Annotated in this window: 7 protein-coding genes; 4 read left to right on the top strand and 3 right to left on the bottom strand. The window is 44.8% G+C overall.

Annotated features, from left to right (window positions below; translation table 11 throughout):
• Window positions 1–10: 10 nt before the first annotated feature.
• A complete protein-coding gene (locus MCT08_RS03590) occupies window positions 11–2,872 on the top strand; it encodes a valine--tRNA ligase (protein ID WP_274677903.1) in 2,862 nt (953 codons plus the stop codon).
• A 75-nt stretch (window positions 2,873–2,947) separates the two neighbouring features.
• Here MCT08_RS03590 and MCT08_RS03585 read toward each other — a convergent pair whose 3' ends face one another.
• Both MCT08_RS03585 and rluA read right to left on the bottom strand, forming a co-directional pair.
• The gene (locus MCT08_RS03585) at window positions 2,948–3,910 is read right to left on the bottom strand and encodes a D-2-hydroxyacid dehydrogenase (protein WP_274677902.1); all 963 of its coding nucleotides are present in this window, start codon (window positions 3,908–3,910) and stop codon (window positions 2,948–2,950) included.
• Window positions 3,911–3,939: 29 nt separating this feature from the next.
• A complete protein-coding gene (gene rluA / locus MCT08_RS03580; RefSeq protein ID WP_274677901.1) occupies window positions 3,940–4,677 on the bottom strand; it encodes a bifunctional tRNA pseudouridine(32) synthase/23S rRNA pseudouridine(746) synthase RluA in 738 nt (245 codons plus the stop codon).
• A 243-nt stretch (window positions 4,678–4,920) separates the two neighbouring features.
• Here rluA and MCT08_RS03575 point away from each other — a divergent pair, with 243 nt between their 5' ends.
• A complete protein-coding gene (locus tag MCT08_RS03575) occupies window positions 4,921–6,192 on the top strand; it encodes an NRAMP family divalent metal transporter (RefSeq protein WP_274677900.1) in 1,272 nt (423 codons plus the stop codon).
• A gap of 240 nt (window positions 6,193–6,432) precedes the next feature.
• On the opposite strand, the gene rapA is transcribed toward MCT08_RS03575, so the two are convergent.
• Window positions 6,433–9,342, bottom strand: coding sequence for an RNA polymerase-associated protein RapA (gene rapA, locus MCT08_RS03570; protein WP_274677899.1), 2,910 nt, complete (start codon window positions 9,340–9,342; stop codon window positions 6,433–6,435).
• A 432-nt stretch (window positions 9,343–9,774) separates the two neighbouring features.
• Here rapA and MCT08_RS03565 point away from each other — a divergent pair, with 432 nt between their 5' ends.
• On the top strand, window positions 9,775–11,151 hold the full coding sequence (locus tag MCT08_RS03565; RefSeq protein WP_053309450.1) for a PhoH family protein: 1,377 nt from the start codon (window positions 9,775–9,777) through the stop codon (window positions 11,149–11,151).
• A 116-nt stretch (window positions 11,152–11,267) separates the two neighbouring features.
• On the top strand, window positions 11,268–12,272 hold the full coding sequence (gene argF, locus MCT08_RS03560) for an ornithine carbamoyltransferase (RefSeq protein WP_274677898.1): 1,005 nt from the start codon (window positions 11,268–11,270) through the stop codon (window positions 12,270–12,272).
• Window positions 12,273–12,569: the final 297 nt, after the last annotated feature.

Below are 12,569 nucleotides of genomic sequence, written 5' to 3'. Positions count from 1 at the left end.
TAAGAGCACTATGGAAAAGACATATAACCCAACAGCAATCGAACAAGCTCTGTATCAGACTTGGGAAGAGAACGGCTACTTTAAGCCTCACGGTGACACATCAAAAGAAGCGTACAGCATCATGATCCCGCCACCGAACGTCACTGGTAGCCTTCATATGGGTCACGCATTCCAAGACACCATTATGGATACTTTGATCCGCTGTGAGCGTATGAAAGGCAAAAATACCTTATGGCAAGTGGGTACAGACCACGCCGGTATTGCTACTCAAATGGTGGTTGAACGTAAAATTGCCGCAGAAGAAGGCAAAACCAAGCATGACTACGGTCGTGAGGCGTTCATCGACAAAATCTGGGAATGGAAAGGCGAATCTGGCGGTACCATCACCAAACAGCTACGTCGTCTAGGTGCATCTGTAGACTGGGATCGCGAGCGCTTCACAATGGATGAAGGTCTTTCAAATGCGGTTCAAGAAGTCTTCGTTCGTCTTTATGAAGATGATTTAATTTACCGTGGTAAGCGTCTTGTTAACTGGGATCCAAAATTGCACACTGCGATTTCTGATCTCGAAGTTGAAAACAAAGATAAAAAAGGCCACATGTGGCACTTCCGCTACCCATTAGCGGATGGCGTAAAAACAGCCGATGGTAAAGATTACATTGTCGTTGCAACCACACGTCCTGAAACCATGCTTGGTGATACTGGCGTAGCGGTAAACCCAGAAGATCCTCGTTATCAAGCACTGATTGGTAAAGAGATCATCCTGCCTATCGTTGATCGTCGCATCAAAATTGTCGGTGACGAACATGCTGATATGGAAAAGGGCACGGGTTGTGTGAAGATCACTCCAGCTCACGACTTTAACGACTATGAAGTTGGTAAACGCCACCAACTACCAATGATCAATATCCTAACTTTTGATGCCAACATCCGTGACGCAGCAGAAGTTTTCACCACCAATGGTGAAGCAAGCGATGCATACAGCAGCGAGCTCCCAGCCAAGTATCAGGGGATGGAGCGTTTTGCTGCGCGTAAAGCTATCGTTGCTGAATTTGAAGAGCTTGGTCTGCTTGATGAAATTAAAGATCACGACCTAACGGTTCCTTATGGCGACCGTGGTGGTGTGGTTATCGAACCAATGCTAACCGACCAATGGTATGTGCGCACAGCACCACTAGCGGAAGTCGCAACCAAAGCTGTTGAAGATGGTGAAATCCAATTCGTACCAAAACAGTACGAAAACATGTACTTCTCTTGGATGCGTGATGTTCAAGACTGGTGTATCTCTCGTCAACTTTGGTGGGGTCACCGCATTCCTGCATGGTACGACAACAATGGTAATGTGTATGTTGGCCGTACTGAAGAAGAAGTTCGCGCTAAACACAACCTTGCCCCAGTGATTGTACTAAACCAAGACAATGACGTACTCGATACCTGGTTCTCGTCAGCACTTTGGACATTTGGTACCCAAGGTTGGCCAGAAAATACTGACGCATTAAAAACATTCCACCCATCAGACGTCCTTGTTACTGGTTTCGACATCATCTTCTTCTGGGTTGCTCGTATGATCATGATGACCATGCACTTCTGTAAAGATGAGAACGGCAAACCACAAGTTCCATTCAAAACCGTTTACGTTACCGGCCTTATCCGTGATGAAAACGGCGACAAAATGTCGAAATCAAAAGGTAATGTGCTTGATCCTATCGATATGATCGATGGTATTGACCTTGAATCTTTAGTTGAAAAACGTTGTGGCAACATGATGCAGCCTCAGCTCGCCGCTAAGATCGAGAAAAACACACGTAAGACCTTTGAAGACGGCATCGAAGCTTATGGTACTGATGCACTACGCTTTACCTTGGCTGCCATGGCTTCAACTGGCCGTGATATCAACTGGGACATGAAACGCCTAGAAGGTTACCGCAACTTCTGTAACAAATTGTGGAATGCAAGCCGTTACGTGTTGATGAATACCGAAGAGCAAGACTGTGGTTTCGCCGCAGGTAGTGAACTTGAGTACTCACTAGCAGACAAATGGATTGAATCGCAATTTGAACTAGCAGCAAAAGAGTTCAATAACCATATCAACAACTTCCGTTTGGATATGGCAGCGAATACAATTTACGAATTCATCTGGAACCAATTCTGTGACTGGTACTTAGAACTGACTAAACCAGTACTGTGGAAAGGCACCGAATCGCAGCAACGTGCTACACGTCGTACCCTTATTACGGTTTTAGAGAAAACATTGCGTTTAGCTCACCCTGTGATTCCGTACATTACAGAAACTATCTGGCAAAGCGTCAAACCAATGGTTGATGGCGTGGAAGGCGATACCATTATGCTGCAAGCACTGCCTCAGTATGATGAAGCTAACTTCAACCAAGAAGCACTTGATGATATCGAGTGGGTGAAAGCGTTTATTACCAGTATTCGTAACCTGCGTGCGGAATACGACATCAACCCAGGTAAGCCTCTAAACGTGATGCTAAAAGCAGCAAGCGAGCAAGAAGCGGCACGCTTACAAGCTAACAAAGCGGTTCTATTGTCACTGGCTAAGCTAGAAGCATTGCGCGTTCTAGAAAACGGTGAAGAAACGCCAGCTTGTGCAACAGCGCTAGTCGGTAAATCTGAACTGATGATCCCGATGGCAGGCTTGATTGACAAAGATGCTGAGCTTGATCGTCTTGCAAAAGAGATCGCCAAAACTCAAGGTGAGATCAAACGCATCGAAGGCAAACTTGGCAACCAAGGCTTTGTCGCTAAAGCACCAGAAGCTGTCGTTGCAGCTGAGCGTGGTAAGCTTGACGGCTATAAAGAGACACTGGTTAAACTGGAAGAGCAAAAAGCAACCATTGCAGCCCTATAATAGCAGGCTCACTAACCATTAAATCGCAAAAGGTCGGTATAGAAATACCGACCTTTTTTATGGCGCTAATACCAATCACGCCAATCGATTCAGTTTCTCTCCACGCTCAAACGCAGCAATGTTATCCATTAAGATATTAACCAACTGTTGAATAGCTGAATCACTGCCCCACGCAACGTGCGGTGTTAATAATAGATTCGGCAGTTCCAAATTAGCTAGTAACGGATTGCTTTTATCTGCGGGCTCACGACTGAATACATCCACCCCTGCTCCAGCGATCTGCCCTGTTTTAAGCGCCGCAACCAACGCGTTTTCGTCCACTAAGCCACCACGGCCAGCGTTAATCAACAATGCGTTAGGTTTCATCATCGCCAGCTCATGTTCACCAATAAGGTTAAGGGTTTGATCGGTCAGTGGGCAATGCAAGCTCACAACATCCGCCTCAGCCAGCATTTGCTCGAAGGGCATAAAACCTTGTCGGCATAATTCAGCACCTTTTCGTTCAGCAAATATCACCTGCATACCAATCGCTCGTGCCAACGTCGCTGTCGCTTGTCCAAGCGCACCACTGCCGACCACACCAAGTGTTGAACCTGCGACATCCCCTATCGGGTGAGTAAAAAAGCAAAATTGTTTATTACGCTGCCATTCTCCATTGGCAATATCTTGATGGTAGGCAAACAGGTTGCGTCTTAACCCATAAATCATCGCAATAACATGCTCTGGCACTGAACGGGTCGCATAACCCTGAACATTAGTCAGCGCTATTCCCGCTTCACGGCAATATTCAACATCAACGTTATTCACCCCAGTTGCAGAGACTGCAATGAGGCGCAATTTAGGGCACTGACAAAGTAAGGATTTATCGAGTATCACTTTATTGGTGATCACGATATCGGCTTGTGACAAGCGTTCTAGCACTTGCTCGGTAGAGGTAAAGTCGAACTCAAGCCATTGGTGAGCAAAAGGCAGCGTTGGCAAGTGAATCTGCGCAGGAATTGTCGCTCTATCGAGAAACACAACAGTGGGTAATGACATATCAACTCCTTGTCGCTACCCACCGCAAATTATGGTCGAAGCAGCGTTTTATAATCAGGTAATTTTCGCTCAGGATCAAAGTGTTGCAAAATTTGCTCTTGTGCATCGGGATAAAAATCACAGCCGACAAAAATGTTGCGTAGCCAATGACTCTTCGGATGATAAAAACTCAGCTCCGCGGCATGCAATTCTAAACGATCAGAAAATGCTTTTGCCTCTTCTGTTGCATAAAATTCATCACCCACGATTGGATGACCTAATGCTTGCATATGAACACGCAATTGATGTGAACGTCCAGTAACAGGAAGAAGGCGTACAATTGTCGTCTTTTCTTCCCTTTTCGCTACTTGATATAAGGTTTTCGATGGTTTTCCATCCTCAAAGCATACTTTCTGTTTAGGACGATTTGGCCAATCGCAAATCAAAGGTAATTCGATCACACCTTCATCAAGTTCGACATTTCCCCACACTCGTGCGTAATAGATTTTATGCGTTAAACGATACTGAAATTGTTTTTTTAATGCGCCTTCGGCGTACTTATTTTTTGCCAGTAACATCAGACCTGATGTCGACATATCTAAACGATGCACGACTTGTATATCCGGATATTGTTCAGCTAAGCGACTCCACATACTGTCGTGATGTTCTGGCAATCGACCGGGAACCGAAAGTAGCCCAGAAGGCTTATTCACCGCTAGGATATGATCATCTTCATAGACGATATCGATCCAAGGATCGGTCGGTGGTGTGTATTCAAGCATCGCCATAAGAGGTCTCCAAAAAAAATCGGCGCATTATATAACGAAACTGACTCAAGATGCTTGTATCAATCCCCCTCGCTAAAAATCGGTCAAGGTAGAAATGAGCCATAGGGTGTAATTATAAATTGACAGATTAAATCAGTGTGATATTGAATGTGTATCTTGACATTAAACGCAAGACAAAAGTCGAAAACAATAAATCATAATCGACCAAACAATGAAAAACACAACATTACTCAAGGAACAAGAATGGAAAACGCCGTCCCTTATCAAGCAGTTAAAAGTTTGACCTTACCGCAATTGCTCCGCTCTCTCGGCCCCGGAATTATGATGGCAGCGGCCGCTGTTGGCGGTTCACACCTTGTCGCTTCAACCAAAGCTGGCGCAATTTACGGTTGGCAATTAGCCATTATGATCCTGCTTGTTAATCTCTTGAAATATCCTTTTTTCCGAGCAGGTATCCAGTACACAATGGGCACAGGTCAAAGCCTAGTACAAGGATATGCAAAACTAGGGCGCGCTTATCTGTGGGTATTTATGGTACTCAGCGTTGTCTCAGCCATCATCAACACCGCTGCTTTATTACTGTTTAGTGCCAGTTTACTTGCCTACTTTGTACCGTTTGAGCTGAGTACTGTCATTTTATCTACCGTGGTGCTAGTCACTTGTTTAGTGATTCTCTTTGCTGGCCATTTCCGGGCGCTTGATTCACTGTCAAAATTTATCATGGCAGTATTGACCATTGCCACCTTACTTGCTGTTGTTATTGCAGCCGTTAACCCAGCGCAAGTTGTGGTCGAAACAACCTCACCTTCTCCTTGGACCTTAGCGGCGATTGGCTTTTTGGTGGTCACTATGGGTTGGATGCCTGCGCCAATTGAAATTTCAAGTATCACGTCAGTTTGGCTCAAACGTCAGTGTCGTGAGCAACAAGTCACGCCGCAATCAGCGCTATTTGATTTCAATGTCGGCTACATCGGTACCGCTATTTTGGCCATTGTTTTTTTAGCATTAGGGGCTTTGGTTCTACACGGTACTAGTGTAGAGCTCTCGCAGTCAGGCGTTGGTTTCTCTCATCAATTAGTCGGGCTCTATGCCTCAACGATCGGAGAGTGGGCGCGCTATCTGATTGCCGTGATCGCTTTCTTCTGTATTTTTGGCAGTACGATTACGGTAATTGATGGTTATTCGCGTGTGATTGCTGAAGCTCAGCGTTTACTGCAAAACCAGCAAACGGAGAGCCCACGTCATTATCAAGTGTGGGTTATCATTGTCTCTGCATTGGCGTTGGGAATTATTGCATTTTGGGCATCAGCATTAATGCCAATGCTAAATTTTGCGATGATCATGGCCTTCATGACCACACCAATATTTGCGCTATTGAATTACATTCTAGTCACTAAAACACCACTACCAGCCGCGCTAGCCGTTGGTAAAAAGCTCAAATGGTTATCGATTGTAGGTTTGATCTATCTATTTGGTTTTCTGGCCGTCTTTATTTGGTGGAAATGGTTAATGTAACCGGCGAGATAAAATAATACCAATCACAGTAAATAAGTGATCAGAAATAGCGCAGGAAAAAGGCTTGAGAACAAGGCAGGATTTTTCGATGAGTAGTTATTCTACAATCAAAAATTCTAACGCAGTTATCGAGCATTTTAACCAGCTAGGATGAACAGTTATTTACTACGATTGGTATAAACCCCCAAGAAAAAACAAAGGCCTTATAAATAAGGCCTTTGTTATATCGAACAAACTCAATCAATTGTGCGCGACCACTATCAAACGTAAGGAATCAAGCTGGAACTGAGCTTTGCTAATATAGCCTGTCAATTCTTTGATTTGCTCTTCAATCGCTTCGATTTCTTCATCACGAATATTCGGGTTCACCGCTTTCAATGCTAACAAACGCTCAAGTTCTGCGTTCAAATTGGCCTGCATCTCTTGCTGAGCTTGCTCACGGATAGTTTCAACACGAGCAACTACTTGGCTTTCACTGGCGGCAATTAAGTTATGGACATCGTTTTGAACTGAAGTCACCAACTTGCTCGCTAAATGACGATTCACTGGACTTAGCTGACGGTTAAAGCTTTCAAACTCAACCTGAGCAGAGAGATCATTACCGCGAGCATCCATCATCAAACGGATTGGCGTTTGTGGAAGGAATTGACTAATACCACTGCGTTTTGGTGCTTGTGCGTCCACAACGTAAACCAATTCCAGCAAAATAGTACCAACTGGTAGCGCCTTGTTTTTCAGCAACGAAACCGCCGAAGTCCCCACCCCCTCACTCATTAGAAGATCAATTCCTCCTTGAATCATTGGGTGTTCCCAACTGATGAAGTTCATGTCTTCACGAGAAAGTGCTGTGTCACGATCAAAAGTAATCGTCGCACCTTCATACGGCAAACCTGGGTAGCTTGGTACCATCATATGTTCCGATGGCGTTACGACCAGTGCATTTTCACCGCGATCATCTTGGTTTAAACCAATCGCATCAAATAAACTCAATGCAAAGGTTACTAAATTAGTATCACCATCAGTTGAGGCGATATCAGCAACGATCTTTTGTGCTTTTTCACCACCGTTGGAATGCATCTCTAGTAAACGGTCACGGCCTTGTTCGAGTTGTGTTTTTAAGGTTTTATTTAACTTAGCCGACTCATCAATGATCTCATCCAATTGTTCAGTATTACCTGATGCAAGCATTTCAATTAGAGTCGTTGCGTATTTATCGTAAACAGCACGCCCGGTCGGGCAAGTTTCAGCAAAGGCATTTAAACCTTCATCAAACCAGCGAGCTAAAATTGCTTGTGAAGTCCCTTTTAGGTAAGGCACATGTATATCGATATCGCGCTGTTGACCAATACGATCTAAACGACCAATACGCTGTTCAAGCAGATCAGGGTTAAATGGTAAATCAAACATCACCAATTGGTTAGCAAACTGGAAGTTACGACCTTCAGAGCCAATTTCACTACAGATCAAAACCTGCGCTCCGCCCTCTTCTTGAGCAAAATAGGCTGCGGCTTTATCACGTTCTAGAATCGACATCCCTTCGTGGAAGACAGTGGCACGAATACCTTCACGCTCACGCAATGCTTGCTCCAATTGCAAAGCCGTACTAGCGCGTGAGGCAATAACTAAGATTTTTTCGCTGCGTTTTTCTTTAACTTTTTCGATCAGCCAATTCACGCGTGAATCAAACTGCCACCAGCTTGCATCGTCACCTTCAAACTCTTGGAAGATCTCTTCTGGATAGAGCATTTTCATCGCACGAGCTTCCGCGCTGAGTTTGCCGCCGATCATGCCAGCAACACGCATTGATGTCGTATATTGCGTTGGAATTTCCATTGGCATCAAGTGTACATTACGCACCGGAAAACCTTTAATGGCAGCGCGTGTATTTCTAAATAGCACACGACCCGTACCATGACGATCCATCAAGTTATCGATTAGCTCTTGGCGGGCTGCCGCTTTGCTATCTTCGTCTGAATTGCTTTCAATAATGCGGAACAGTGGTTCAACATCTTGCTCTGAAAGTAGCTCTGTAATTTGGTTTTTTGCCTCATTTTGCAGCTTTTCGCCAGAAAACAGTGCGGTCACAGAATCGGCGACTGGAGCATATTGCTCTTCTTCTTTGACAAAAGCCTCGTAGTCATAGAAACGATCAGGATCGAGCAAACGTAGGCGTGCAAAGTGGCTTTCACGGCCAAGCTGCTCTGGCGTTGCAGTCAACAGCAATACGGCTGGCGTATTTTGTGCAAGCCCTTCCACGATTTGATAAGCACGACTTGGCTTATCTTGGCTCCACTCTAGGTGATGAGCTTCATCGACCACCAGCAGATCCCACTCCGCATCCATCGCTTGCTCAAAGCGTTGACGACTCTTGCGTAGAAAATCAAGCGAGCACAACACATATTGTTGAGTATCAAATGGGTTGTGCGCTTCAGCGAAGGCTTCAACACAACGCTCTTCATCAAAAATGGAGAAATGAAGGTTAAAACGGCGCATCATCTCCACTAACCATTGATGCTGTAATGTTTCAGGTACCACAATCAAAATGCGTTCAGCGCGACCAGACAATACCTGTTGGTGGATGATCATACCCGCTTCAATCGTTTTACCTAAGCCCACTTCATCGGCCAATAAAACACGAGGGGCGTGACGACGACCCACTTCGTGCGCAATGTACAGCTGATGCGGAATCAAACCAGCGCGCATCCCACACAAACCACGCATTGGGCTCTTGTGCTGCTGGTATTGGTTCATCAAAGCGCGGTAGCGCAATACAAAGTTATCCATGCGGTCTATTTGGCCTGCGAACAACTTGTCTTGTGGTTTATTGAAACGAATTTGATGGCTTAAGAAAATTTCGCGCAGCGCAACACCGCTTTCGCCCGTGTCTTCACGCGTACCAAGGTAAGTCAGCAAGCCTTGATCTTCGACCACTTGCTCAACCTTGAGTGACCAACCTTCCTGGCTTTCAACCACATCACCAGAATTAAACGTCACTCGGGTTACCGGGGCATCACTGCGTGCGTACACGCGGTTTTCCTCTGATGCTGCAAACATCAAAGTGACGGTTCTTGCGTCTAACGCAACAACTGTACCTAAACCAAGATCACTTTCTGTATCGCTTATCCAGCGTTGCCCCAAAGCAAAAGTCATGTATCGACTACCTCATTTATTTAGAATGAATTATATCGGTCTGTCACCAAGTGGAGATAACTCCTAATTATGATTGTTGTTGGAGTATGGCGCAGAAAAAGGTCGCTAATCTTACTTGATGGCGTGATACAGGTCACGTGTTAAGCGAACGAATGCTCAGTTTTTTTTCTGCAACTTTTGGCTGACATCAAACTGTAAGAAATCAATGGCATTTGTAGTTAACAAGGTTGCTATACTCATTATGAAAACGCATGCTTTATGAATCAAAATCATGACTTTGGCATAAAACATGCTGCATCAAACAGACAATGAGTATCAACACGAGTTTGCAGCAGTATCGAGCGATCGAACCACAACCATGCACACATTGCTCGTCACATCTCTGCAAGCATCTTTATGTTAAGCACGCTGCACTGCAGCAAGGAGACGCTTATGGGCGATACCGACCGGAAACTGTTTGTACTGGATACCAATATCCTGCTTCATGAACCTCTAGCCATATACTCCTTTCAAGAACATGACGTCGTTATTCCAATGACTGTCCTAGAAGAACTTGACCGCATCAAAGACAGCAAGCGCGATGTAGCACGTGATGCAAGGGTTGCCATTCGCGCCCTAGAGCACTTATTTCACGATGCAACACCGGATGAAATCACCGAAGGTATTCCTTTCTCAAAAGAAGCGACTTCAACTGGCACCATTTCTATTTTGGCCGATTTTGAGCTGCAAGAAACCGTTAAAGCCTTTGCTGATAAAGCGGGTGATAATCGCATTCTCAATGCTGTACTTTACCTACAAGCCAAACGAGCACCGCGCTCTGTCGTGCTACTCACTAAAGACATCAACATGCGCTTACGCGCGAAAGGTGCAGGTGTGCGCTATGTTGAAGACTATCGTACCGATCAATTAATTGACGACGTACAGTATCTCACTAAAGGCTTTCAAATTCGTGAAGGTAATTTCTGGGATAGCGTCGATGAGGTAGAAAGCAAAACCTTAGGCGGAAAAACTTTCCACACATTAGATAAAGCCCCTTTTGACCCGACGTTTATCAATCAATATGTTATTGATGAAGAGAGTGAATTTGCGGCCCGCGTACACCAAATTGATGGTGACAAAATCACCCTGCTCGATATCAGCCGAGAACGAATGCTGCACCGCAAAGCTTGGGATATTACTCCGAAAAATATTTATCAAGGGATGGCATTAGATGCCCTACTCGACCCAAGCATTGACTTAGTTATCCTCACCGGGGCGGCCGGTAGTGGTAAAACGCTACTCGCCATGGCAGCCGCACTTGAGCAAACCATAGAGAAAAAAATGTTCGATAAGATCATTGTCACCCGTAACACACCTGATATTGGCGAATCGATTGGTTTCTTACCCGGCACAGAGGAAGAGAAAATGATGCCGTGGCTCGCCGCGGTCACCGATACCCTCGAAGCTCTGCACAAAAACGATCACTGTACGGAAGGCTCGCTCAAGTACATCTGCGATAAAGCCAACATCCAGTTTAAATCGATCAACTTTATGCGTGGTCGCTCAATTCAAAATGCCTTCGTTCTGCTCGATGAGTGCCAAAACTTAACCGCGTCGCAAATCAAAACCATCATCACACGCTGTGGTGAAGGCACCAAAATTGTCTGCTCTGGCAACCTAGCGCAGATCGATTCCCACTACTTAACCCCAGTTACTTCGGGTTTAACTTATATGGTTGAACGATTCAAAAACTTTGAAGGAAGCGCCAATATTCACTTAAATGGCGTAGTTCGCAGCCGCTTAGCTGAGTTCGCCGAAGAGAATTTATAATCACATTTGGCGAGATGTCATTAATATTTCGCCATTTATTTAAAATAATTATTCACAAATTCAGCATTTATATGTTTTACTAAAGCCATTCTTCATTCACATCTTAGGACTGAGATATGGCTTTTAATTTACGTAACCGCAACTTTCTCAAACTGCTCGACTTTACGCCGAAAGAGATTCAATTCTTACTCGACTTATCAGCCGAACTGAAAAAAGCCAAATATGCAGGCACCGAACAGAAAAAGCTGCTCGGCAAAAATATCGCACTCATTTTTGAAAAAGCCTCGACTCGGACCCGATGTGCCTTTGAAGTGGCTGCTTTTGATCAAGGTGCACAAGTCTCTTATATCGGCCCTTCGGGATCTCAAATTGGCCAGAAAGAGTCAATGAAAGATACCGCTCGCGTACTAGGTAGAATGTACGATGGCATTGAATACCGTGGCTTTGGACAAGAAATAGTCGAAGAGTTAGGTACACATGCAGGTGTTCCCGTTTGGAATGGCTTGACTAATGAATTCCACCCAACTCAAATTTTGGCTGATTTCCTGACTATGCTTGAGCACGGTCGTGGTAAACAATTGCATCAAATGTCATTTGCTTACTTGGGTGATGCGCGTAACAACATGGGCAATTCCTTAATGGTAGGTGCAGCTAAAATGGGCATGGACATTCGCTTAGTGGCTCCAAAACAGTTTTGGCCCGAGGAAGCGTTAGTGGCAACTTGCCAAACCATTGCCAAACAGACTGGTGCTAAAATAACCCTCACCGAAAATGTCGAAGAAGGTGTGAAAGGGTGTGATTACCTTTACACCGATGTTTGGGTTTCGATGGGCGAAGCTGCTGATGCATGGGATCAACGTGTCACTCTGATGACGCCTTATCAAGTAAACATGGATGTGATCAAACAAACTGGCAATCCACACGTCAAATTTATGCATTGTCTACCGGCTTTTCATAACGATGAAACCGCAATTGGTAAAGAAGTGTCTGAAAAATACGGAATGAAGGGCTTAGAAGTTACCGAAGAGGTCTTTGAGTCAGAATACTCGATCGTATTTGATGAAGCAGAAAACCGCATGCACACCATCAAAGCGGTAATGGTTGCCACGCTCGGCGCTTAAAAAACTAGGCAACAATGGAGCGAAGCCTGATGAACTTACATTCGTAATGTGTGATTTAGGTGAGTGAAAGCAGCTAACGCAGCGACAGTGCTAATGATGAAGAGGATTGTGAGGTAATCGCTTGCTCTCACACAACGAAAGCGTATAATTCCCTGCGATTTATCTGAGGGGTAGCTATGAAGCTGAACGTTGTTATTCACATCTACAACGCAATTCGATTCAACATGAGTAAGTTCTTTTGCTTACTGGGCTTACTATTTTCACCCTCTTTTGATTTTTAAAGCCTCCCTTATTGGG

The sequence above is a fragment of the Vibrio aestuarianus genome (assembly GCF_028858425.1).
Lineage (GTDB): Bacteria > Pseudomonadota > Gammaproteobacteria > Enterobacterales > Vibrionaceae > Vibrio > Vibrio aestuarianus.
This window is presented reverse-complemented; position numbering and strand designations above follow the sequence as displayed.

What these genes read in the sequence shown, in the direction of transcription:
- MCT08_RS03590 (WP_274677903.1), top strand. Translation starts at nt 11, where the DNA reads ATGGAAAAGACATATAACCCAACAGCAATCGAACAAGCTCTGTATCAG.
- MCT08_RS03585 (WP_274677902.1), bottom strand. Translation starts at nt 3,910, where the DNA reads ATGTCATTACCCACTGTTGTGTTTCTCGATAGAGCGACAATTCCTGCG.
- rluA (WP_274677901.1), bottom strand. Translation starts at nt 4,677, where the DNA reads ATGGCGATGCTTGAATACACACCACCGACCGATCCTTGGATCGATATC.
- MCT08_RS03575 (WP_274677900.1), top strand. Translation starts at nt 4,921, where the DNA reads ATGGAAAACGCCGTCCCTTATCAAGCAGTTAAAAGTTTGACCTTACCG.
- rapA (WP_274677899.1), bottom strand. Translation starts at nt 9,342, where the DNA reads ATGACTTTTGCTTTGGGGCAACGCTGGATAAGCGATACAGAAAGTGAT.
- MCT08_RS03565 (WP_053309450.1), top strand. Translation starts at nt 9,775, where the DNA reads ATGGGCGATACCGACCGGAAACTGTTTGTACTGGATACCAATATCCTG.
- argF (WP_274677898.1), top strand. Translation starts at nt 11,268, where the DNA reads ATGGCTTTTAATTTACGTAACCGCAACTTTCTCAAACTGCTCGACTTT.